The following is a 24,843-nucleotide window of genomic DNA, read 5'->3' as shown; positions in this document are numbered from 1 at the left end:
TACGTCTTTCTCTTGATTCTTTTTCTAAATCAGTTCTAAGTCTGTGAACTTCTTCTTTAGCTTCTAAAATAGCTTCTTTTTTTCTTGTTTCAGCATCTTTCGCACTATCATCAAGAATTTTTTTAGCTTCTTTTTCAGACTTTGCAATATTTGCTTGAGATATATTTTTTCTAGTATAAATTACAACAAAAATACCTACTAAAACAACAATCACAATAGCACAAACTACTATGAGCATTGTTTGACTTTTAGCATCCATCGATTATCAACACCTCCCTTACTTATTTCAAATCTATTTAAGAGTAAATATGAAATGTAGAAAAGGTGCTATATTTATTTAGTTGGTAGTAATTAAAATACTCAAACCAGTATTTGTATTTATTTTATATTACTTTTCAATTAATGTCAAGATTATAAGAATTAATTAATATATTTTATCGTTATATGTCTAGCACTATACCAATTTTCTTTAGTTATATGTATTACTTATAGGTCTAATTACATTTCAAGAACAAAAGTCTCCCACTCCTATAAGTTGGATTTATATAAAATTCATAACCAAATAGTTAATAATTAATTAAAGAAAAAAGCAAGTATAAACTTGCTTTAGGCTTCCTTTTTAATAACATCCTTTTTACTAACTTCTTTTTTAGAAACCACTGGATTCTTAGACAATGGCAAATCATGTTTTTTTCTTATTTTATTTTCTATTTCCAGCATAACCAAGGGATTTTCTTTAAAATATTGTTTTGAATTTTCTCTTCCCTGTCCAAGTCGTATATCTCCATATGAGAACCAAGCTCCACTTTTTTGTACAATTTCTTCTGTAACACCTATATCTAAAACATCTCCCTCGCGAGATATGCCATGACCATACATAATATCAAATTCAACTTTTTTAAATGGAGGTGCTACTTTATTTTTAACTATTTTTATTCTTGTTCTATTACCCATGAATTCATCGCCCTGTTTAATTGTATCAATTTTTCTAATATCTAATCTAACAGATGCATAAAATTTCAATGCTTTTCCACCTGGTGTAGTCTCTGGATTACCAAACATAACTCCAATTTTTTCTCTTAATTGATTTATAAATACAAGAACACATTGAGATTTATTTATAGATCCTGCAAGTTTTCTTAAAGCTTGAGACATAAGTCTCGCTTGTAGTCCTACATGAGAATCTCCCATTTCGCCTTCAATTTCAGCTTTAGGTACTAATGCTGCTACTGAATCTACAACAATAACATCAATAGCTCCTGAGCGAACTAGTGCCTCTGTAATCTCTAAAGCTTGTTCACCAGTGTCTGGTTGAGATACTATTAAATTTTCTATATCTATTCCTAGAGCCTTTGCATATTCAGGGTCTAAAGCATTCTCTGCATCTATAAACGCAGCTGTACCACCATTTTTTTGAGCTTCTGCAACTATATGAAGTGCAACTGTAGTTTTACCTGAAGACTCTGGTCCAAAAACTTCAATCATTCTTCCTCTAGGTACTCCACCTATACCAAGCCCTATATCAAGTCCTAAACAGCCAGTAGAAATAGCCTCTATATTTAATTTACTATTTTCTCCAAGTTTCATTACTGAACCTTTTCCAAATTGTTTTTCTATTTGACCCATAGCAATCTCTAATGCTTTTAATTTTTCATTATTCATAAATTTCCCCTTTGGGCTCACCATCCTTTATTAACGAACGTTTGTTCTGTTTTAAGTATACACTATTTATTTTACATGGTCAAGACGCAATATAATATTTCCAATATTACCACACTATAGTAAGTTTATATTTTTATTATTAACAATATTTAATAATTTAATCATTTATCAATTTTAATTGTACCTTTATTTTTTACAAAATAGTCAATTCCTGATATTATTGTGATAATCACAGCAACACCCATGAAAACATTAGTTAATATGTTCAAGGTTTCTTTTACATTAACCAACATATTAATAGTTCTATTTCCATATGATAAATTTATCAATGCAGTAATTATAGCTACTATTTGGATAACAGTTTTTAGTTTTCCCCATTTACTAGCTGCAATTACTTTCCCATCAGCAGCCGCTATTGTTCTTAGACCTGTAACTGCAAATTCTCTAGCAATTATAATCATAGCTACCCAAGCGTATACTATTTGAAGTTCTACTAATGATACAAGTGCAGCAGTAACTAATAATTTATCAGCTAGTGGATCCATAAATTTACCAAAAGTAGTTATTTGGTTTCTGCTCCTTGCTATATATCCATCCAATTTATCAGTAAGAGATGCCACTATAAAAATAACTGTAGCTAATTCCCTTCCATAAGGTATACCTTTTGCTGCAATAAACAGTAAAAATATAGGTACTAAAAATATTCGTATCATTGTAAGTTTATTTGCAAGATTCACAGCACACAACTCCTATTAAATCATATTCTAAAGCTTTAGTAACCCTTACCTTAACAAATTCTCCCTTATTGCAAACTTTATTAGATTCGAAGAAAATAGTACCATCTACTTCTGGTGCCATTTCATAATTTCTACCGTAATAAGTTTCACCATCAAAACCTTCTACTAAAACCTTATAAATTCTACCTATTTTTTTAGTATTTATTTTTTTCGATATGTCTTGTTGTATAATCATTAATTCTTCTTCACGTTTAGCTTTTATTTCCTCTGGAACTTGATCTTTCATTACGCAAGCTTCAGTTCCCTCTTCCATAGAGTACTGAAACACTCCTAGTTTATCAAACTTAGTTTCTTTAATGAATTGTTTTAACTCATCGAAATTTCCCTCAGTTTCTCCTGGAAATCCTACAATTAATGTAGTTCTAAGTATTAATCCCTCGATACTTGCTCGCATTTTATTTATATTTTCTGTTATAATGCTTTTTCGGCCTTTTCTTTTCATTAATTTAAGAATATCATCACTTATATGTTGGATTGGTATATCTACATATTTACAAACTTTATCATTTGAAGCAATTTCATTGATTATTTCATCTGTAATTTCTTCTGCGTAACAATAAAGTACTCTAATCCATTCAATTTTACTTATTTCAGAGATTCTGCTTATAAGTGTATGTAAGTTCTTCTCACCATACAAGTCAACTCCATATCTAGTGGTATCTTGAGCTACCAAGATGATTTCTTTACATCCATGTTCACTTAATTCCTTGACTTCTTGTACTATGTTTTCCATCTTTCTGCTTCTATATTTTCCTCTAATATTGGGTATTGCACAATATGTACAAGCATTGTCACACCCTTCAGAAATTCTAACATAAGCAGAATAAGTTTCTGTAGTTAATACTCTTTGCCCTTCATTGATGTTTTCATCACTATAGCTACAATATTGTACTTTGATTTTTTTTAAAAGTACATCTTCAATACTACTTAATAACTTATCATAATCGTTGACGCCAAGCATAATATCAAGTTCAGGCATAAGTTCAAGCAGTTCTGAGCCATAACGTTGAGTTAAGCACCCAGTAGCAATTAATACCGTACATTTATACTCTTCCTTGTATTTAGACATTTCTAAAATAGTATCTATTGACTCTTGCTTTGAAGATTCTATGAATCCACATGTATTTACTAAAATTATATCTGCCAGTTTAGGATCATTTGTCATATTATATCTCTCACTTAAACTACCTATTATAATCTCACTATCAATTCTATTTTTATCGCAACCTAAATTTATAACTCCAACTTTCAATTTTTCCACTAGTCAGCCTCCTTGTTTGTCTCTGCGGGTAAATCCCAATTATTAACCTTTATTATCCTCGTTTGGTTATGAAAACAAATAATAACTATTGTCCTTCTATATTTGCTTACATAAATTATTGTAAATGTGATTTACAAATTAAACAAGGGTATTTACAATTATTCTTGCAAAAAATCATTCAATTAATTCTTAATTTCAGTATTACTTATTAATATTTCTCTAGGTTTGCTTCCATTTCTACCTGATATAATCCTACGTTCCTCCATTTGTTCTATAATTCTTGCTGCTCTATTATAACCTATTTTTAGCTTACGTTGCAATAAGGAAGTGGAGGCTTGACCATTTTCAACTACTATTCTAATTGCTTCATTTAATAATTCGTCAGCCCCATCATCATCGTCTTTATTTACCGAACTACTTTCTATCTCATCAATTATTTCTTTTTCATAATTCACTTGAGTCTTTTGATCTTTTATAAAATTAACAACTCGCTCAACTTCTTCTTCCGATACAAATGCTCCTTGTATTCTGATTGGCTTAGCCTCTCCTGATGGATAAAACAACATATCTCCTTTACCAAGCAATTTTTCTGCACCAGCGGAATCAAGTATTGTTCTTGAATCTATTTGACTTGAAACTGCAAATGATATTCTTGAAGGAATATTGGCCTTTATTACACCTGTAATAACATCTACTGATGGCCTTTGCGTAGCAATTACTAGATGCATTCCTGCTGCTCTTGCCATCTGTGCGAGTCTACCAATATACTCCTCTACATCATTTGCACAAACCGTCATTAAATCTGCTAACTCATCAATTATAATAACAATCCATGGTAATTTATTTTCAATAATGCCTTTATTAACCAATTCATTGTACCCTTCAATACTTCGAACATTATTTTCAGCAAAACTCTTGTATCTTCTGGACATTTCATTTACAGCCCAATTTAAAGCACCTGCAGATTTTTTGGGATCTGTTACAACTGGAATTAATAAATGAGGTATTCCATTATAAATATTTAATTCAACAACCTTTGGGTCAATTAATAATAACTTAACTTCTTCTGGTGAATATTTATAAAGTAAACTTATTATTAATGAATTTATGCAAACACTTTTCCCCGAGCCTGTAGCCCCTGCTACTAATAAATGTGGCATTTTTGTTAAATCCGAAACAACACAATTGCCTCCTATATCTTTTCCTAAACTAAAAGATAAGTTTTTGTTTGTCGCTAAAAATTCATTAGACTCTATTACTTCTCTCAAGTATACTGCGCTTAGCTCTTTATTGGGCACCTCAATACCTACCGCTGCCTTACCTGGTATTGGTGCTTCAATTCTTACCCCAGATGAAGCTAAATTCAATGCTATATCATCAGCCAAGTTCACAATTTTGCTAACTTTAACGCCAGCATTTGGCTGAAGCTCGAACCTTGTTACCGAAGGTCCTTTTGTAACTTGGATAACTTTAGCTTCCACTCCAAAGCTACTTAAAGTTTCTTGCAATTTATTTGCATTATTAAGTAATTCTTTTTTATCATTTTTATTCATTTTAGAAGTAATATTTTCATTTAATAACTCTAAAGTAGGATATTCATATTTATAATCTGGCTTTGTTTGTACACTATTTAATTGAATTTCTTGTTCTAGCTCCTGCTTTATAGAATTATCTATATGCTTTACTTTTGTTCCTCTTGTATTATTACTATTAAATTTTTCATCTTGATTTGGTGTTTGCCCTTCATTATCAATATCATTTGACTTTATAAAATCAATTATTTTAATTTTATTGCTAATATCTTTAATAAATTTATTTTTACCTTCACTTGAAACTGCTAATTCTTCTTGACTATCGCTATTCTCTATATATAATTCCTTACTATTATCTTTGCTTGCGACCTTTCTAGTTATAAGTTTATCCTTAAAATAAACAAATATATCATTTAGTGATACATTTAATATTATAATTAAACAGATAACATAAATTGCAATAAAAATTATGCAACTTCCAACAGCTCCAAATAATGTGTACATCGGTACATCAATCGAATAACTAATAATCCCACCATGTAAATCATTTGGTGAATTATATATTTTATTTATTCCAAGCAAAAAATTTCCTTTAGTATAGTACTTATCTAACGTTAAGATTTGTATAAATAACAATGTATTAATTATAGTAAGTATTATTCCATAAAACTTTTTACTAAAATTTATCTTACCTTTCTTAACAATATCACAAAAGCCTATAAATAATATTAAGAACGGAGAAAGATATGCTCCTAACCCTAAAGTCGCAAAAAGTAGATGATTAATAAAATTACCAATCATTCCCGATATTGAATTAGAATTTGAAAATATAGTTGAAAATATGCTTAATAACATTAATATACCTATCGTTATCAATATAATTCCAAAGATTTCGCTATCAGATTCTACAATCTTAGAACCTTTAGATCTAGTCTTTTTTCTGGTCAAAGTATCACCTCAATTTTTATTAGTTCTATTCTTATAATTTCTACAAACATTATAAATCCCCTTTAACTTTAAATAGATTTATAAATGTATTCTAAACTAATTCTAGATAAATTACCATTAGATTCTATAAGTTATAGTCAATACTCAATAAAATAGATATAAATAGGTCAATTAGACCTATTTATATCTATTTTTACACTTTATCTATCATTTCATTTAATTTTGTTAAAGCCTCACTTATTCCCCCAACTTCATCTATTAATCCATTATCTACTGCTTGTTTTCCAATGAGTATAGTACCCATATCATTTAGAAGTTCATCAGTTTGAAGCATTAATCTGTTTACTGTTTCCTTATCAATTTTTGAGGTTCTAATAATAAATTCTGTGATTCTCTCTTGCATTTTATTAAAATACTCAAATGTTTGAGGTACTCCTATTATTAAACCATTCATTCGTATAGGATGAATTATCATAGTCGCAGATGGAGAAATAAATGAATACTCGGCAGCTGTTGCTAGTGGTATACCTATTGAATGCCCTCCACCGACTACAAGTGATACCGTAGGCTTACTTACACTGCGAATCATCTCCGCTATTGCAAGCCCCGCTTCCACATCTCCTCCTACAGTATTTAGGACTATAAGGATACCTTTTACTTTTTCATCCCTCTCCATAGCAATGAGCTCTGGAATAACATGTTCATACTTAGTAGCCTTTGTTTGGGGGGATAACATCATATGTCCTTCTATTTGACCAATTATTGGTAAAACTTGAATTCTATCATCTTGAGTTGCAACATTAGTTGTTCCAAGTTCTTTAATGTTTTCTACCTGATCATTATCCTTGTCTTCAGTATTATTTTGAGTTTTTAACATTTACATTCCTCCTAATCCACCTTATTTTGTGCATTAAGAGAAACTATATACATTTAACCTAATTTAAATTCTTTGTGCAGTGATATAATAGCTTTTTGAGCATCCTTTGTCTCAACAAGGCACCATATTGTCATATGAGAATCTGCTGTTTGTAATACTTCAATTTTTTGTTTTGTTAATGCCTTAAGTATTCTTGCCATAACGCCAGGTATTCCCTTCATTTTAGAGCCAATAATTGCAAGTTTACTACAATCCTTAACAAATGAATAAGATATATTAAGTTCTTTTATTAAATCAATAAATTTATTAAAATCTTTTTCATCAATAGTGAATATTTTTTCTTTAGGAAAAACATTTATAAGATCTATACTTATAAAGTTTTCAGCTAAAATATCAAAAAGATCATCATATCTACAAGCTAAATTTTTAGTTACTTTTATTTGAACTCTATTACTCATATATGTAATTCCTGTAATTATATTATCAACTTCACTTTCAAAATTTGAAATTACTGTTCCTGGGCATTCATTCATAGTGTTTTTAATTACAAGCGGTATATTATTTTTTCTACATATCTCAACTGCTCTTGGGTGTATAACCTTTGCTCCTTGATCTGCGAATTGAAATATTTCATCATAACTTATTTTTTTTATCAACGTTGCATCAGAAACTATCCTTGGATCTGCCGTCATAATTCCATCTACATCAGTGTATATTTGCACTTCTACTGCATTAAGTGCTGAACCAAGTAGTGCAGCCGTTACATCACTCCCACCTCTACCAATGGTCGTAATATACCCTTTGTCATCCATACCTTGAAATCCAGCAATTACAGGAACCTTTCCATTTTTCAGAATACTTAATATCCTTTTAGTATCTACATTAAGTATCGCAGCATTTGTATAATTACTGTCTGTAATTATACCTGCTTGTCCCCCTGTTAAAGGCAAGGCATCAATTTTATTAATGTTTAATTCATTACACATTATTACAGTACTTATAGTTTCACCACAACTCATTAGCAAATCTATTGCTAATGGATTTGATTCTTTAAAATCATCATCTATTTGTGACAAAAGTGTATCAGTAGCATAAGGTTCACCTTTCCTACCCATAGCAGATACTACTACCACTGGAAAATATCCCTTAGCTTTTGCATTTATTATTTTGCTTACCACAAGTTTTCTCTTTTCCTTAGTTGAAACAGATGTTCCTCCAAACTTTTGAACTAATATCTTCATCTCTGACCTCCAAAGTTAATCATCTTATTCTAAGCTGAAATGTCATTAAATATGAGATTTTTTTAATAATTCATTATCAACATCAATTATTATAGTTCTAGATCCAATTTTTTTAACATATTCCCATGGTACTTCAATAATATCGTTATTGCGAAAAAAACTAAATTTAGAGTTGCCATCATTTATAATCAAAAACTTTAATAGGCCATTCTCATCAATAACCACATCATTGCTACCTAAATTACTATATTTATCACCATCATTAATATTTATGATTTCATATCTTTCCATTTCACTATACAACTTTATATTATCTTCCATCTAAACATCTCCTTAACAATTCTCATAACATATTATGAATTATATTAAGGAGATATGCATGATTTTCCTATTTATATTGAAACTTTACTTATCCATGGAAATAACCTTACCATTAAAAATATTTTTGAGCATTTCATTTTTTCTTCCTACGTATGCCGAATTTATTATACCAATTTTAAATGTCTTTTCCATTACAACATTTACTCTCATCATATCAATTTCATCTATCTTTTGTAATATTTCTTCAGGCGTATTTATTTTATCCATAAACAAAGCAGATTTTCCATTGCTAAACATTCTACTACTTGTGCTTTCAAGACCTAAAATATAACTACCCTTTAATTGTTCCTTCGCTTTATTTAATTTTTCGTTGGTTATCCCTAGTTTCGCAAATTTACTAACTTCTTCTTTTATTACATCAATAGCAACTAGTGCATATTTAGGATTAAGTCCAGCATAAATGCTTACAACTCCTGTATTTTTAAATGCTGATATATAACAATAAACAGAATAACATACACCCAATTCTTCACGTACCTTTTGGAATAATAATGAAGACGCTCCACCACCAAGTATATTGCTTAACAATATTAGTGTGTAAATATCATCGTCCCCAAGGCCTACCCCTGGAATCCCTAAACTTATATGAAGCTGTTCAATTTCTTTTTTTCTAAAGTAATGATTATTAAATATTTTAGGGCTGCTATATTTAGTAATCTGTTTATTCTTACAACGCCACTTACCAAAATATTTTTGAACAAGCTTCTCTATATTTTGCATATCAAATTTACCTGAAATAGATATAACAGAATTTTCTGGTATATAATATGAATCTATATAATCTACTATCATTTGTCTATTAAATGAATTTACAGTATCCATTGTACCTAAAATTGGTAGCGAAATAGAATCTGATTCCCAAATAGCTTTTGTGTGCAGATCAGCTAAAACATCTTCTGGTGAATCCTCGCTCATATTTATTTCCTCAACAATTACACCTTTTTCCTTTTCTATATCCTCATCACAAAAAGTGCTGTTAAATAACATATCTGAAATAATATCAAGTGATAAATCCAAGTGAGTGTCTAATGCCTTTATATAAAAGCAAGTAGCTTCTCTGCTCGTAAACGCATTTATCTGACCACCAACATCCTCAATAGCTTCAGCAATTTGTTTTGCAGTCCTATCCTTCGTTCCTTTAAAAAGCATATGCTCTATGAAATGTGATATACCACTGTTAACTTCATTTTCATTTCTAGACCCATTTTCCACCCAAAGACCTACACTTACAGAATTCACATATTCAATATCTTCAACTGCAATTCTTAAACCATTGTCTAACTTAATTAACTTATACATATGCGCCTCTCCTTAATGAGATTTTATATTTACTATGTGCATATTAGCATTTTTTTATTTAAAAAAAATAAAAAGGCACCTAAGCCCCTCTATTATTATTCATTCAATTTTTTTTCGTTCTCTTTTTTTTCATTTTCACTATCTTTCATAGCGTCTTTTCTCGAAAGATTTACTCTTCCTTGATTGTCTATTTCCATTACTTTTACTAATATTTCATCGCCAACAGATACAATATCTTCTACTTTGTTAACTCTTTCAAAATCAAGTTTAGAAATATGCACTAAACCTTCTTTATTAGGTAAAATTTCAACAAATGCTCCAAAAGCAGCGATTTTTGTTACTTTTCCTAAATATATTTCTCCAACTTTAACGGATTTAGTTAACTGTTCAACTATTTTGACTGCTTTATTTGCACTCACGCTATCGTTAGACATAATTACAATTTTTCCATCATCACTAGTATCTATTTTAACACCAGTTTCTGCTATTATTTTCTTTATAGTTGCTCCACCTTTACCTATTACATCCCTAATCTTGTCAGGTGCAACATTTAATACATACATTCTAGGAGCATATTTTGACATTTCAGTTCTTGGAGCTGCTATACATTCATTCATTTTTCCAATTATATGAAGTCTAGCTTTTTTTGCGTTTATAATTGCAGTTTTAATGCAATAATTAGATAACCCATGAAGTTTTGTATCAACTTGTATAGCTGTAATACCATTAACAGTTCCAGCTACTTTAAAATCCATATCTCCAAAGAAATCTTCTATACCTTGAATATCAGTTATAATTTTTTCTTTAGATAAATCATCATTTGTAATTAGTCCCATTGCAATTCCTGCTGCAGGTCTCTTAATTGGAACTCCAGCATCTAATAGTGCCAAAATACTTGCACTCACACTTGCTTGAGATGTTGAACCATTAGAACTTAATACTTCTGATACCACACGAATTGCATATGGAAAATCTTCTACAGATGGTAAAAGTGGTTCTACTGCTTTTTCTGCTAAGGCACCATGTCCAATTTCTCTTCTTCCAGGTCCACGCATTGGTTTAGTTTCTCCTACGCTATAAGCTGGAAAATTATAATGATGCATATATCTTTTAGTATCCTCATCACTTATTCCATCTAATATCTGTGCTTCCTTTAATGCTCCAAGTGTTGCAACTGACATAACCTGAGTAAGTCCTCTTGTAAAAAGACTTGTACCATGAGTTCTTGGTAGTATTCCTACCTCACAACTTATTGGTCTTACTTCATCAAAAGCTCTTCCATCAGGCCTTCTATTTTCATTTAGCATCATATTTCTAACTATCTCTTTTTGGATACCATAAAAAATTTCACCTATATCTGATTTTTTGTCAGCATACTTTTCATCAAATTCAGCGCTAATCTTTGCTTTTATTTGATCAACCATTACATTTCTCTCATCTTTATCCATTATGTACATTGCTGTCTTCACCATGTCAAATGAGAATTTTCTAACTTCACTTTCAAGAGTTTCATCTATTTTCTTAAACTCAGGCATATTTTTTTTCTTGCCAAATTTAGCCACAGCTTCTTCTTGAAATGCTACTATTTTTTTACATGCTTCAAAAGCAAAGTCGATTGCATCTATCATAATATCTTCTGCAATTTCATCTCCACTGGCCTCTATCATCGTTACATTATCTTTTGTTGCACAAACAGTAAGTTTCATTGAGCTTGCCTTTCTCTCCTCTACTGTTGGGCTTAATATGAATTTATCATCAACTAGACCAACTGAAACTGTAGCAACAGCATCAGTAAAAGGTATGCTTGATAGACATAATGCGAGTGACGCTCCATTCATAGCAAGTATTTCAGGTGAATTATCTTGTTCAACTGATAGTACTGTACAAACAATTTGAACATCATTTTTGTAGCCTTTAGGAAATAATGGTCTTAGAGGCCTATCTATACCTCTTGCAGTCAAAATTGCTCTTTCTGATGGTCTTGCTTCTCTTTTTATAAAGCCACCTGGAATTTTACCAACAGCATAAAGTTTTTCTTCATATTCTACACTTAATGGAAAAAAATCTATACCATCCCTAGGTTTTTCTGAAGCATTTGTATTAACTAAAACTACTGTTTCACCATAACTCATAAAAATTGCACAGTCTGATAACATTCCAACCTTACCATATTCAACTTTAAGTTTTCTACCTGCTACTGTAGTTTCTATAGTATGAATCATATATTTGCCTCCCCTCAATTTAAATTACTAATGTTTGAATTACTAATGTTCATATGAATATTAGTAGCTAATCGTATATATTTTGCCCTAACCTAAAATAATAGAGCGGCTAAGCCGCTCCGAATTATTTTCTTAGTCCGAGTTCTGCTAGAATTGCACGATATCTTTCAATATCTTTGTTCTTTAAGTAACCTAACATACCTTTTCTTTGACCAACCATCATTAATAGACCTCTTCTTGAATGGTTATCTTTTTTATGAACTTTTAAATGCTCATTTAACTCTGTAATTCTTTCAGTTAAAAGTGCAATTTGTACTTCTGGAGAACCGGTATCTCCTTCATGTCTTGCATGTTTTACCATTATTTCTTGTTTTGTAGTCTTTGTCATTTTACAACACCTCCGAATAAAATCCCCATATTCCAAGTACACCGTTGGTGAATCGGCTAACTTAGCATAAGGTTCAAATCAATTATAACAAACTAAGATTAAATTGTAAATTGATTTTTACATCTTTACACTTATTATTCTATTTTTTGATTATAAGCATACTCACTATCTTTTTCAAGTTGCTGTTTTAATTCATCTATAGTATTAAATTTAACTTCATCTCTTATTCTGTTTATAAAGTTTATTTTAACTACCTCACCATAAATTTGCTTGTTAAAATCCAAAATATGCGTTTCTACTGATAATTTATTACCTTCTACTGTAGGATTATACCCTATGTTAGTTATAGCTTTATAAAGGTAATTATCATACTCAATTATAGTATAGTACACTCCTCCCTTTGGAAGAATATATTCCTTATTATAATTTAAATTTACAGTTGGAAAACCAATAGTTCTACCTAGTTGTTTACCTGTAATCACTTTTCCAATAATAGTGTGTGGACGTCCTAAAAGTTCATTTGCTTTAACAATATTACCCTCAGCAATTAGATGACGAATTCTTGAGCTGCTTACAATTTCATCATTGACACTAATTGCATCACAAACATATAGTTTATATCCAAGTATTGTACTATATGTCTTAAGCATTTCTACATCCCCTAAATTTTTATAACCAAACCTATAATTAAAACCAACAATTATTCCCTTGGCATTATAACATTTAACCATATTTCTTATAAATTCTTCAGGGGTTATCTTCATAAAATCTTTATCAAAATTAGCTAAATTAACTATATCTATACCTGTGTTTTCCAGTAATTTTATCTTAGTATCGTTATCCATTATAAGCTTTGGACAAATTTCTTTATTAATGACCGACAATGGATGATTTTTAAAAGTGCATATCATACTTTTAGCATTATTCGCTTTTGACAATTCTACTGTTTTATTTATAAGGTGCATATGACCTAAATGTAGTCCATCAAAACTTCCAAGTGCAATAAACGTTTGATATTTTAACTTAGTCTTAAAATTATCTTCTATAATTAACATTTTAATATACTCCTATATAAATGATTTTATTAACCTAACACCATCATCACTTTTATCAGCAATTCCAATAAAATCATTATTATTATTATATATGCTATACATAATGCCTGATTCAAATTCACAAGTTAGTGCCTTATCTTTTACAATGACACCATTTAATAAAAACTTAACAAATCTATCATCAATGGTAATTTTAGCATTTGCACTAAAAATAGTTTCTATGGGCATAATATATTGATTTATATTCTCTTCATTTAACTCATTAACATTTATAGCATTCTCAATATGAAATTGACCTGTAGCTGTTCTTTGTAGATTCCACATCATTCCACCACATTGTAATTTTTCACCAATATCATAACATAAACTTCTAATGTACGTACCTTTAGAGCACTTTACTCTAAAGTTTATATATGGTAATTTAATATCAGTAATATTTATGTCATAAATTGTTATAGGTCTTGGCTGCCTCTCTATTTCTATTCCAGCCCTCGCTAACTCATAAAGTTTTTTTCCATTAACCTTCAGAGCGGAGTACATAGGTGGAACTTGCTTTATTTCTCCAATAAACGAATTAATAGCTGCAGTAATTTCATCTATACTTGAATTAACTTCACTTTCTTTTAGAATTTTTCCTTCTCTATCATAAGTATCTGTAATAACGCCCAATTTTAATTCAGTTTCATAAATTTTAAAGTCTCCCATTATATAGTCTATAGCCTTTGTTGCTTTTCCTATACAAACGGGTAAGACCCCGCTAGCTTCAGGGTCTAGAGTGCCAGCGTGGCCTACTTTTTTTACATTACTGATTTTTCTTATTAAACGCACTACATCAAAAGAAGTAATTCCTGTAGGTTTAAATACATTTAATATACCATTCATTTTATCAACTCTTTTTCTAAAATTTCCATCAATTTACCTTTAGTATCATCAAAACTTGCCTCGTAATAAAAACCTGAAGCTCTAATATGACCGCCCCCACTAAACCATTCTGCAATTTTGCTAACATCCACAACTGATTTAGATCTTAAACTTACTTTAACACCATTTTCAACATCTTTAATAAGGATTGCAACCTCAACTATATCTATTGAAGTAGCAAAATCAATAATATCTGATGTGTCTATGTATACCAGCTCATATTTTTTTATCATGTCTTTTGTTATATGCATTACACAAACTTTGCCATCAAGTTCAACTGTAAGCTTACTAATAACTTCTCCACAAAGCTTTATTTTATTTGTTTTGTTATTTTCATAAATTTTCCTGTGAATATCGCTAAAATTTATGCCGGTATTGATAAGTTCACTTGCAATATCATGAGTTACTGCTGTGGTATTTGAATGTCTAAAACAACCTGTATCTGTAAGCACAGCGGTATACAAACATGAACTTATTTCTTTGTCTAATTTTACATCAAGTAGTCTAAGCATTTGATATACAATTTCTCCAACTGCAGAAGATTTTGTGTTGATAAAATTTAAATCTCCATATAAGTCATTAGATATATGATGGTCTATATTAATTAATGCAAATCTATTTTTCACCAATAGATTTGCATTAATTCTTTTAAAATCACCACAATCTAATACTATTACACACTCTGTATCCTTTAATGGTAAGCTTATCTCTCCATTAATTTCAACAGAACATGGCAAGAATTCAAAAGTTTGTGGAATCTTTTCTTTTGATATTATATATACTTTCTTACTTAATTTTCTCAGACCAATAAGTAATGCCAAAGCACTACCTATTGAATCTCCATCAGGTGAAGTATGAAAAGTTATAGCAATTTTATTAAATGTTTTTATTTTGCTAATGACATCGTTAATTTCATTAGTCTTCATTTCCATCTTCAGTTTTTACATCTTCATTCCCTGTTTCATTTTCAATCTGTTTTCCATGTTCATTCTTATCTTTTGCTTTTATTTGATGGAAAATATTCTCTAAATGTATTGCGCGTTCTATGGTTTCATCTAACTCTATAATAACCTGAGGAACATGTCTTAACTTAACATGCATTCCTATTTCTTTTCTTATAAGACCCGTTGAACTTTTAAGTGCTTGAATTGTTTCTTTCTTTTCAATTTCACTTCCAAATATACTAACGTAGATTTTTGTATAACTTAAGTCTTTTGTTGTATCTACTTTTGTTACACTAACCATAGCACTTAATCTTGGATCTTTTATTTTGTTTTGAATTGTATTGCTTACATCTTTTTTAATTTCTTCATTTATTCTACCATTTCTATAACTAACCATACAACCCACTACTCCTTATCTTATACTAGTTTTGGTTTTATTTCTTCCATTATGAATGCTTCAATGATGTCTCCCTCTTTGAGGTCATTGAATTTTTCTATACTTAATCCACATTCAAATCCTGCAGCAACCTCTTTTGCATCATCTTTAAATCTCTTTAAAGAGGCTAAAGTTGATTCAGTTATAACTATTCCATTTCTAAGAACTCTCACGCTACTATTTCTAGTAATTTTACCAGTCAATACGTAAGACCCTGCTATTGTTCCTACATTTGAAACTTTATATATTTGTCTTATTTCAACTCTACCCAAAACAACTTCTTTATATACAGGATCGAGCATTCCAAGCATTGCTAATTTTATATCATCAAGTGCATCATAAATTATTCTGTATGTTTTGATTTCTACTTTTTCTTTTTCTCCAACTATTGCAGCATTATTATCTGGTCTTACATTAAACCCTATAATTATTGCATTTGATGCCGCAGCGAGTACAACATCAGTTTCTGTTATAGCTCCAACTCCAGAATGTATAACTCTTACTTTAACATTATCAGTAGATAATTTTTCAAGCGATTGTGTTACAGCCTCTACAGACCCTTGAACGTCAGCTTTAACAATTACACCAAGTTCTTTAACAGATCCTTCTTGTATTTGACTATATAAGTTTTCCATTGAAACTCTATTACTAGCTTGAAAATGTTCTTCTCTTAAATTTGTTTTTCTAGTTTCAGCCATATTTCTTGCAGTTTTTTCATCTTTAATTACATTAAATCTATCACCAGCTGATGGTACATCCGATAATCCAAGTATTTCTACCGGTATAGATGGGCCTGCTGTCTTTATTTTTTTACCCTTATCATCAAACATTGCTCTTATTCTTCCGTAAGTTGATCCAACTATTATAGAATCACCAGTGTGAAGTGTACCATTTTGTACAAGTAAAGTTGCAAGTGGTCCACGACCTTTATCAAGTTTTCCTTCTATTACGGTTCCTTTTGCACTTCTTTTAGGATTAGCTTTAAGCTCTAGCATTTCTGCAGTAATTAATACCATTTCAAGTAAAGTATCAATACCTTCCTTAGTATGAGCTGATACTGGAACACAAATTGTATCTCCACCCCAATCCTCTGCTACAAGACCATGTTCTGTTAGTTCTTGCTTAACTTTATCTACATTAGCTCCGGGTCTATCTATCTTGTTTATTGCAACTATTATTGGAACACTAGCAGCCTTACAATGATTTATAGCTTCAACCGTTTGTGGCATAATACCATCATCAGCCGCAACTACTAGAATAACTATATCTGTTATTTGAGCACCACGAGCTCTCATTGCTGTAAAAGCTTCATGACCTGGTGTATCTAAAAATGTTATTTTTTCACCATTAATATTAACAGTGTATGCACCTATATGTTGCGTTATTCCACCAGCTTCTGTTTCTGTAACCTTAGATTTTCTAATACAATCAAGTAATGAAGTCTTACCGTGATCAACATGACCCATAACAGTAACAACTGCTGGTTTTTTATCTGTATCTATTTCATCATTTTCTTCAATATCTTCTTCTTCAGCAATTTTTCCTTCTTCAGGATCTTTGAGTACTGCAAGTGCACCATATTTTTCTATCACTTTTTCAGCTGTGGCAAAATCTATTTCTTGATTCATTCCAGCCATAACGCCTATAAAAATAAGTTGTTTTATTACTTCAACATAAGGTCTTTTTAATGTATCAGCTAAATCCTTAACTGTGATAGTACTATCGATTACTACAACTTCGTCATCGATTGGTTCAACAGCATTGTTACCACTTCCTAATTCATCTCTACCTTTTCTACCTCTTTTTCTAATGACAACTTTATTAGCATCTTCATTAGCTAAGTTTTCATAGTGTTCTACTGTTTCATTTTTACTATCCTTAAGTCCTGAATTTTCGTCACTATAAAGTTCCTTTATTAATTCAGCATCCTCTTCCTCAATCACACTCATATGATTTTTGGCCTTTATACTAAACTCTTCAAATAGTACATTAATTAATTCTTTACTTGACACTTCTAACTCTTTAGCTAATTCATATATTCTGACTTTTGCCAAATCATTCACCCCCGAAATTTATTCGTTATTTTCGTCATTCTCATTGTTTTCATTGTTTTCATTCCATAAACTTAACAGCTTATTCGTCATTTTTTTATCGTTTACGCATAAAACATTAATTTCTGGTCTACCTAAACATTTACCTAAAGTTTCATTAGAAACACCTTCAATAAGTGGTATAACATTTTTAACAGATAATCTTTTAAACTTATCTTTAGTATTTACAGAGCTTTCCTCAGATAAAATTATAAGGGTTCCTCTCCCATGTGAAAGTGCATCTTCGCACTGATTATAACCTTCGATAAGTTTACCTGCCTTTTTAGTTAAACCCAAAAATTGAAAAAATTTATTATTCATGATTAATCTCATCCTTTAGCTTCGCATAAATTTCTTCACTTATTTTACCACCTAAATTTCGCTCTAATCTTTTTGTCTTATAGGATTTTTCAAAACATTCTATATTCATGCAAACATATGCACCTCTGCCTGGTTTTTTCCCTATCAAATCTATAGAGATTTCGCCTTCTTTACTATTGACTATACGCAATAATTCTTTCTTAGGTTTCATTTCCATGCACCCGGTACACATGCGCTGAGGTATTTTTTTAACTTTCATAAAACTATCACCTACTCCTGCGTAATGGTTTCAATTACTTGATCTTGCTCTGATTGATCTTCAATCGTTTGATCTTTAACTACTTGATTATCAATTGCTTCACTTTCATCTACTTCACTTTTAACTTCTTCATTTACGTCCATGTTGTATTGAGCTTGTGTTCTACTTTTTATATCTATTTTCCAACCAGTTAATCTCGCTGCTAACCTAACATTTTGACCTTCTTTTCCAATAGCTAAAGATAATTGATTATCCTCCACTATGACCTTTGCAGATTTAGAAGCTTCCTCAACTACTACATTTAATACTTTTGCAGGACTTAAAGCATTGGAAATATATTCTTCCGCTTTCTTACTCCATTTAATAATATCAATTTTTTCATTTCTTAGTTCATTAACTATGCTTTGAACTCTTACGCCCTTAGGTCCAACGCATGCTCCCATAGCATCAACATTTTCATCATTTGAATATACTGCAATTTTAGTTCTTGAACCAGCTTCTCTTGATATGCTTTTAATCTCAACAACCCCACCAAAAACCTCTGGCACTTCTAATTCAAACAATCGTTTTACAAGACCTGGATGAGTTCTCGACACTCCAACTTGAGCACCTTTAGTAGTGTTTTTAACTTCAACAATATATAATTTTAATTTTTCATTAAAATTATATTCCTCACCTGGCATTTGTTCATTAGCTCCAAGTACAGCTTCAATTTTGCCTAAGTCTATAAATACATTGCCTCTGTCTTTTCTTATAACAATTCCGGTAATAATATCAAACTCTTTTGTTATAAATTCATTGTATATTATATTTCTTTCAGCTTCTTTAATTCTTTGAATAACTACTTGTTTTGCAGCTTGTGCAGCTATTCTTCCAAATTTTCTTGGAGTAACTTCAATATCAACAATATCACCTATTTGATATTTAGGGCTATATTCTTTAGATTCTTCAAGTGTTATTTCACTAGAATCCTCAACAACTTCTTCTACAACCGTCTTTTGACCATAAACATGTATTTCTCCTGTTTCTCTATTCATTGTTACTTTTACATCTTGACTATTATTTGATAGCGTAGCAAAATTTTTCTTATACGCTGCAACTAATGCATCTTCTATAGTTTCAAAAAGTAAGTCTTCACTAATTCCCTTTTGATCCACAATCTCTCTCAATGCTTCAATAAATTCTTGATTCATTTTAATAACTTCCTCCTTACAGCACTGGTTTTAAACTTACGATGGAAATATTTTCTTTTGGAATAATTATATTGTTCCCATCATATTGAATTTCTATTTGTACATCAGAAAATCCTACTAAATCGCCCTCAAGTTTTTTAGTTCCCTCATATAAGCTCTTTAAATTAACTAGTACATTCTGACCTATGTATTTTTTTAGATGATTATCATCATATAAAATTCTCTCGATTCCTGGTGAGGATACTTCTAAACAGTAACTATCTGTTATTGGATCTTCAACATCTAATATTTCGCTTATTCCTCTACTAGTTTTTTCGCAGTCTTCCAAAGATATTCCATTTGAACTATCTATATAAATTCTTAAATAATTTTCTCCAGCTTCTTTTACATACTCCAAATGATATAATTCACAATTGTTTTTTTCAACTATTGGCAAAGCTATTTTTCTAAGCTTTTGCAACAAGGTATCATTTCTCATTCTAACACCCTCCTTTTATTAGTATTTTATACTATTATTAGCATAATCAACCATAATATTATAATTAAAACGCAACCATGAGTTGCGTTTCAATAAATAGAGAGTAGGCGGGCCTACTCTCTTTCAATAAAATAACTAGCGATAACTAATATCTATTATTCTATCATATAAAATCAGCTATTTCAAGGACTAATTACATTTCCCTAAAAAAACGATAACTGATTCGTGTCAGGAAGATCCTTTAAACACCCATGATTATTTAATGATTCAATAACTGTTTTAGACACTTTGCACCGAGTTCTCAAATCTTCTTTTGATATGAACTCTCCGTTTACTCTTTCTAGTACTATACTTTTAGCAGCGTTTTCTCCTACTCCTTCAAGCGCATTTAAAGGAGGTCTTAGTGACTCTTCTTCAATTGTAAATTTAACTGACTCTGATTTATAAATATCTACATTTAATAATTTAATCCCTCTTTTATACATTTCAAAAGATAACTCAAGAGCTGTTAGAAGCCCTTTTTCTTTAACTCCTATATCCTTACCTAGAGCTTCAAGTTCATCTATTTTAACTCTTATAGCACTCTCACCTTTTACTATTAAATTTGCATCAAAATCATCTGCTCTTATAGTAAAGAATGTAGCGTAATATTCTTTCGGATAATAAACCTTATAGTATGCTATTCTAACGGCCATCATTACATAGGCTACTGCATGACCTTTAGGAAACATATACTTTATCTTTTTACATGAGCCTATATACCAATCCGGAACGTCATGTTCTTTCATTATTTTCTCATGTTCTTCTGAAAGTCCCTTACCTTTTCGTACTTTCTCCATGATAGTAAAAGCAGTTTTTGGTGGTAAGTTTTTCTGCATTAAATAAACCATTATATCATCTCTGGTAGAAATACAATCTTTAAGTGTTGTAAATCCTTCTTTGATATAAAATTGTGCGTTATTAATCCATACATCTGTACCATGAGATAATCCTGAAATTCTAACCAAATCAGAAAACGATTTTGGTTGTGTATCTAAAAGCATTTGTCTTACAAATTTTGTACCGAATTCCGGAACACCATAACTTCCCACTTCACAACCTAATTCTTTTGGTGTAAGTCCTAATGCCGAAGGTGACGTAAATAAGCTTATGACATTATCATCAGATAAAGGGATAGTTAGAGGATCAAGTCCTGTTAAATCCTGAAGCATTTTAAGCATTGTGGGATCATCATGACCAAGTATATCCAGCTTTAATAATCTTCCGCTTATGGAATGGTAATCAAAATGTGTAGTAATAATATCTGATGTTGGATCATCCGCCGGGTGCTGAACTGGGCAAAAATTATATATTTCATTGTCGCTCGGAACAACCATTATTCCACCTGGATGTTGTCCTGACGTTCTCTTAACACCTGTGCATCCAAGCACTAGTCTTTCAATTTCAGCTTGAGGCACCATAATGTCTTTTTCATTTAGATATTTTTTCACATAACCATAAGCAGTTTTCTCAGCAATCGTTCCAATTGTTCCTGCCTTGAAAGTATGACCCTTACCAAACAGAACCTCTGTATACCTGTGTATGTCTGCTTGATTATCGCCTGAAAAGTTTAAATCTATATCCGGTTCTTTATCCCCTTCAAATCCTAAGAATGTTTCAAATGGAATATCAAAACCGTCTTTTTTATATAAGGTTCCACAATCAGGACATTCTTTATCCGGCAAATCTGCACCTGAACCAATGGATCCATCTAAAATAAATTCGCTCTTTTTGCAATTTGGACATATATAATGTGGTGGAAGTCCATTTACTTCTGTTATATTAGACATATTAGCCGCAAAAGAAGATCCAACAGACCCTCTCGAACCTACCAAATAACCATCTGAAAGTGATTTTGCTACTAATTTTTCAGCAATTAAGTAAAGTACTGCATATCCATTACCAATAATTGAGTGTAATTCTTTTTCCAATCTTTTCTGAACTATCTCTGGTAATGGATCCCCATATATTGAATGAACTTTATCAGATGTCATCTTTCTAATATCTTCTTCTGCACCTGGTATTTTAGGTGTAAAAGTTCCATCAGGTATTGGTTTTACAAACTCTATCATTTCAGCAACTTTATTTGGATTATAAATCACCACTTCTTTGCATTTTTTTTCTCCTAAATATGAAAATTCACTTAGCATCTCATTTGTTGTTTTAAAATATAATGGTGGTTGATCATCCGCATCCGAAAATCCTTTGCCTGCCATTAAAATTTTTCTAAAAACCGCATCTGAAGGTTCTAAAAAATGTACATCTCCTGTAGCAACTACCGGCATATTATTTTTATCACCAATAGCACATATTCTTCTATTAATATCCATTAATTCATTTTCATCTTTTACTATTCCATTCTTAATCATAAATTTGTTATTTAATAAAGGTTGTATTTCTAAATAATCATAAAACTCTACTATTTTATTGATTTCTTCATTAGATTTTCCTTGAAGAACCACCTTATATACTTGTCCAGCTTCGCACGCTGATCCAACTATAAGGCCCTCTCTGTACTTTTCAATCAAAGTTTTAGGAAGCCTTGGTCTTCTATGAAAATATTCTAAATTTGAGAATGAAATAAGCTTATAAAGATTCTTTAATCCTACTTGGTTCTTCACCAAAATAATTACATGATAAGTATTTGCCTTATTTACATTAAAATCAGCCAAAAATTCTTTGTTTAAAGTATCCAGATCTAAAATATTCTTTTCGCGAAGTAACCCAAAGCAATGCAATAGTATATCCGCAGTAGCTTTAGCATCATCTATAGCTCTGTGATGATTTTCAAGGGTTATACCAAGATATTTAGCTACTGTATTTAACTTAAACGTCTTAAGATCTTTAAGTAGATATTTAGCTAAAGGGATTGTATCCATAATTGCACTTTCAAACTTCAAATTTAACCTCTCTGAATTCTTTTTAATAAAAGATGCATCGAAATCAGAATTATGTGCTACTAAAACGCTGTCTTTTGCAAACTCTAAAAAATTAGGAAGTACTTTTTCAATAGAGTCCGCATCCGATACATTATCATTTGTAATTCCAGTTAGTTCTATAATTTTATAAGGTATATCTATCCCTGGATTTACAAACTCACTAAACCTATCTACTATTTTTCCATTTTCTATTTTTAATGCACCAATTTCTATAATCTTATCATTTTCACTAGATAACCCCGTTGTTTCTATATCAAAGACTACAAAACTATCATCTAAAGTTTCATCTTTATTATTAATAACAATTGGTACTCCATCATCTACAAGGTAACCCTCAACCCCATAGATAACTTTAATTTTATTCTTTTTAGCAGCGTCCATAGCTTCAGGAAATGCTTGAACTACACCATGATCAGTTATTGCTACTGCATTATGTCCCCACATAGCTGCTCTTTCAACAAGTTTAGATGCAGGGCTCATACCATCCATAGCACTCATTTGTGTATGAAGATGAAGTTCAACCCTTTTCTCCTGAGCAGTATCCATTCTTTGTATTTTTTTTAGTTTAACTATATCTCTAGCCATAACTACAACTTCTCTTGCATAAGTATCATAACTTGCTTCGCCTCGTACCTTACAAAAAAGTCCAACTTTAATTTCTTCCATCATTTTTTCTACTTCTTTAGGCTTTGGAAAACATTTCACTGTAATCGAACTAGAATAATCTGTAATATAAAATGTTATGATTATTCTTCCAGTTTTAGTTTCAATTATCTTCACCTTAAAAATATCGCCACAAACACAAATTATTCCAGAAGTCTCGCTTATATCTTTTATTTCTATACTTTCATCATTAATATTTCTTCCCATTATTGTATTTTTATCGGCAACCTCACCCTTTTTGTAGAAAGGTTTACTAAACTTGTTTGCTTTGTAACCATTATTATCATTGTTTTGGGCTGTAGCACGAGGCTTGTCTGTCTTTTCTATATTTATATTTTTAACTATTTCATTAATAATAATTTCATTTTCTTTTTCTTTTTTCATGAAAAAATCATCCTTAGAAAGTTCACTGTTATGTTCTAATTTAACTACTGAATTAACTCCAAACATATCGTTTATAGTGTTTTTTATAAGAACTTCTATATTCTTATCTCTTAAAATTTTGCACATAAAATCATTGCCACACTGAATTTTAAGTACACCATTTTCAATTATTCTAGTTGATTTAAGTAAGCTGTCCTTACTTGATGGCTCTGAAATAGATATTACATTTACTACATCCAGCCAAAACTTATCTTTTACATCTTCTATAGTTGCATTTGATACATCCCTGTAACAAATTAACTGTATATCGTTAAAACTACATAATCGTTTTGATATAATCTTTTTAATTATTAATTTTTTATTATCATCTGTATCCTCAAAAGATTTAATGATTACCCTTAATTTATTGCTTTTTTTAAGGTACTGAACCCTTAACACCTTAATATCATCTACTAATGTTTCATCATTTAAATCAAAATCATTTTTCAACATTTCAGCTAGGCTTGCGTTCAT

At 30.6% G+C, this 24,843-nt stretch carries 20 protein-coding genes and 1 pseudogene; all 21 read right to left on the bottom strand.

Going from position 1 to position 24,843, the window contains the following annotated elements; genetic code table 11:
* On the bottom strand, positions 1–259 hold a 259-nt coding region (locus Q0649_RS03880), incomplete at its 3' end, for an Rnase Y domain-containing protein (RefSeq protein ID WP_298837596.1).
* Positions 260–606: 347 nt separating this feature from the next.
* Positions 607–1,662, bottom strand: coding sequence for a recombinase RecA (gene recA / locus Q0649_RS03875; protein ID WP_298837593.1), 1,056 nt, complete (start codon positions 1,660–1,662; stop codon positions 607–609).
* 161 nt (positions 1,663–1,823) lie between these two features.
* Entirely contained in the window at positions 1,824–2,399 is a 576-nt protein-coding gene (gene pgsA, locus Q0649_RS03870) for a CDP-diacylglycerol--glycerol-3-phosphate 3-phosphatidyltransferase (RefSeq protein ID WP_298837590.1), read from the bottom strand.
* Positions 2,383–3,720, bottom strand: coding sequence for a 30S ribosomal protein S12 methylthiotransferase RimO (rimO, locus tag Q0649_RS03865; RefSeq protein WP_298837587.1), 1,338 nt, complete (start codon positions 3,718–3,720; stop codon positions 2,383–2,385). The genes pgsA and rimO overlap by 17 nt, the downstream gene beginning before the upstream one ends.
* 182 nt (positions 3,721–3,902) lie before the next feature.
* Positions 3,903–6,200 carry a DNA translocase FtsK gene (locus Q0649_RS03860; RefSeq protein ID WP_298837584.1) on the bottom strand — a complete coding sequence of 766 codons (2,298 nt, stop codon included), beginning with the start codon at positions 6,198–6,200 and terminating at the stop codon, positions 3,903–3,905.
* Positions 6,201–6,393: 193 nt separating this feature from the next.
* Positions 6,394–7,077, bottom strand: coding sequence for a ClpP family protease (locus tag Q0649_RS03855; protein WP_298837581.1), 684 nt, complete (start codon positions 7,075–7,077; stop codon positions 6,394–6,396).
* Between the two features lie 53 nt (positions 7,078–7,130).
* The gene (dapG, locus tag Q0649_RS03850; RefSeq protein ID WP_298837578.1) at positions 7,131–8,318 is read right to left on the bottom strand and encodes an aspartate kinase; all 1,188 of its coding nucleotides are present in this window, start codon (positions 8,316–8,318) and stop codon (positions 7,131–7,133) included.
* A 45-nt stretch (positions 8,319–8,363) separates the two neighbouring features.
* A complete protein-coding gene (locus Q0649_RS03845) occupies positions 8,364–8,639 on the bottom strand; it encodes a YlmC/YmxH family sporulation protein (RefSeq protein ID WP_298837575.1) in 276 nt (91 codons plus the stop codon).
* A gap of 84 nt (positions 8,640–8,723) precedes the next feature.
* The gene (locus Q0649_RS03840; RefSeq protein ID WP_298837571.1) at positions 8,724–9,998 is read right to left on the bottom strand and encodes a pitrilysin family protein; all 1,275 of its coding nucleotides are present in this window, start codon (positions 9,996–9,998) and stop codon (positions 8,724–8,726) included.
* Between the two features lie 95 nt (positions 9,999–10,093).
* On the bottom strand, positions 10,094–12,220 hold the full coding sequence (locus Q0649_RS03835) for a polyribonucleotide nucleotidyltransferase (protein WP_298837568.1): 2,127 nt from the start codon (positions 12,218–12,220) through the stop codon (positions 10,094–10,096).
* A gap of 124 nt (positions 12,221–12,344) precedes the next feature.
* A complete protein-coding gene (gene rpsO / locus Q0649_RS03830; RefSeq protein ID WP_071613203.1) occupies positions 12,345–12,608 on the bottom strand; it encodes a 30S ribosomal protein S15 in 264 nt (87 codons plus the stop codon).
* Positions 12,609–12,742: 134 nt separating this feature from the next.
* The gene (locus Q0649_RS03825) at positions 12,743–13,663 is read right to left on the bottom strand and encodes a bifunctional riboflavin kinase/FAD synthetase (RefSeq protein ID WP_298837563.1); all 921 of its coding nucleotides are present in this window, start codon (positions 13,661–13,663) and stop codon (positions 12,743–12,745) included.
* A 12-nt stretch (positions 13,664–13,675) separates the two neighbouring features.
* Positions 13,676–14,545, bottom strand: coding sequence for a tRNA pseudouridine(55) synthase TruB (gene truB, locus Q0649_RS03820; RefSeq protein ID WP_298837561.1), 870 nt, complete (start codon positions 14,543–14,545; stop codon positions 13,676–13,678).
* Positions 14,542–15,510, bottom strand: a complete 969-nt coding sequence (locus Q0649_RS03815; protein WP_298837558.1) for a bifunctional oligoribonuclease/PAP phosphatase NrnA — start codon at positions 15,508–15,510, stop codon at positions 14,542–14,544. The genes truB and Q0649_RS03815 overlap by 4 nt, the downstream gene beginning before the upstream one ends.
* 55 nt (positions 15,511–15,565) lie before the next feature.
* Positions 15,566–15,925: pseudogene (gene rbfA, locus Q0649_RS03810) on the bottom strand (30S ribosome-binding factor RbfA); the annotation flags it as partial.
* Positions 15,926–15,945: 20 nt separating this feature from the next.
* Complete coding sequence (gene infB / locus Q0649_RS03805) at positions 15,946–18,018, bottom strand: translation initiation factor IF-2 (RefSeq protein ID WP_298837555.1); 2,073 nt, start codon at positions 18,016–18,018, stop codon at positions 15,946–15,948.
* Positions 18,019–18,036: 18 nt separating this feature from the next.
* A complete protein-coding gene (locus Q0649_RS03800; protein ID WP_298837619.1) occupies positions 18,037–18,378 on the bottom strand; it encodes a ribosomal L7Ae/L30e/S12e/Gadd45 family protein in 342 nt (113 codons plus the stop codon).
* A complete protein-coding gene (locus Q0649_RS03795) occupies positions 18,368–18,634 on the bottom strand; it encodes an RNase P modulator RnpM (RefSeq protein WP_298837553.1) in 267 nt (88 codons plus the stop codon). The genes Q0649_RS03800 and Q0649_RS03795 overlap by 11 nt, the downstream gene beginning before the upstream one ends.
* Before the next feature lie 11 nt (positions 18,635–18,645).
* Positions 18,646–19,827, bottom strand: a complete 1,182-nt coding sequence (gene nusA, locus Q0649_RS03790) for a transcription termination factor NusA (protein WP_298837550.1) — start codon at positions 19,825–19,827, stop codon at positions 18,646–18,648.
* Between the two features lie 16 nt (positions 19,828–19,843).
* Complete coding sequence (gene rimP, locus Q0649_RS03785; RefSeq protein ID WP_298837547.1) at positions 19,844–20,305, bottom strand: ribosome maturation factor RimP; 462 nt, start codon at positions 20,303–20,305, stop codon at positions 19,844–19,846.
* 203 nt (positions 20,306–20,508) lie between these two features.
* On the bottom strand, positions 20,509–24,822 hold the full coding sequence (locus Q0649_RS03780) for a PolC-type DNA polymerase III (RefSeq protein ID WP_298837616.1): 4,314 nt from the start codon (positions 24,820–24,822) through the stop codon (positions 20,509–20,511).
* Positions 24,823–24,843 lie beyond the last annotated feature (21 nt).

Origin of the sequence: uncultured Clostridium sp. (genome assembly GCF_937920395.1) — a bacterium.
Classification (GTDB): Bacteria; Bacillota; Clostridia; order Clostridiales; family Clostridiaceae; genus Clostridium_AD.
Note: the sequence above shows the minus strand (reverse complement) of the source record. Positions and strands in the feature narration are given on the sequence as shown.

What these genes read in the sequence shown, in the direction of transcription:
- recA (WP_298837593.1), bottom strand. Translation starts at nt 1,662, where the DNA reads ATGAATAATGAAAAATTAAAAGCATTAGAGATTGCTATGGGTCAAATA.
- Q0649_RS03835 (WP_298837568.1), bottom strand. Translation starts at nt 12,220, where the DNA reads ATGATTCATACTATAGAAACTACAGTAGCAGGTAGAAAACTTAAAGTT.
- rimP (WP_298837547.1), bottom strand. Translation starts at nt 20,305, where the DNA reads ATGAGAAATGATACCTTGTTGCAAAAGCTTAGAAAAATAGCTTTGCCA.
- Q0649_RS03825 (WP_298837563.1), bottom strand. Translation starts at nt 13,663, where the DNA reads ATGTTAATTATAGAAGATAATTTTAAGACTAAGTTAAAATATCAAACG.
- rpsO (WP_071613203.1), bottom strand. Translation starts at nt 12,608, where the DNA reads ATGACAAAGACTACAAAACAAGAAATAATGGTAAAACATGCAAGACAT.
- Q0649_RS03780 (WP_298837616.1), bottom strand. Translation starts at nt 24,822, where the DNA reads ATGTTGAAAAATGATTTTGATTTAAATGATGAAACATTAGTAGATGAT.
- Q0649_RS03795 (WP_298837553.1), bottom strand. Translation starts at nt 18,634, where the DNA reads ATGAAAGTTAAAAAAATACCTCAGCGCATGTGTACCGGGTGCATGGAA.
- Q0649_RS03815 (WP_298837558.1), bottom strand. Translation starts at nt 15,510, where the DNA reads ATGAAGACTAATGAAATTAACGATGTCATTAGCAAAATAAAAACATTT.
- dapG (WP_298837578.1), bottom strand. Translation starts at nt 8,318, where the DNA reads ATGAAGATATTAGTTCAAAAGTTTGGAGGAACATCTGTTTCAACTAAG.
- truB (WP_298837561.1), bottom strand. Translation starts at nt 14,545, where the DNA reads ATGAATGGTATATTAAATGTATTTAAACCTACAGGAATTACTTCTTTT.
- Q0649_RS03845 (WP_298837575.1), bottom strand. Translation starts at nt 8,639, where the DNA reads ATGGAAGATAATATAAAGTTGTATAGTGAAATGGAAAGATATGAAATC.
- nusA (WP_298837550.1), bottom strand. Translation starts at nt 19,827, where the DNA reads ATGAATCAAGAATTTATTGAAGCATTGAGAGAGATTGTGGATCAAAAG.
- Q0649_RS03855 (WP_298837581.1), bottom strand. Translation starts at nt 7,077, where the DNA reads ATGTTAAAAACTCAAAATAATACTGAAGACAAGGATAATGATCAGGTA.
- Q0649_RS03840 (WP_298837571.1), bottom strand. Translation starts at nt 9,998, where the DNA reads ATGTATAAGTTAATTAAGTTAGACAATGGTTTAAGAATTGCAGTTGAA.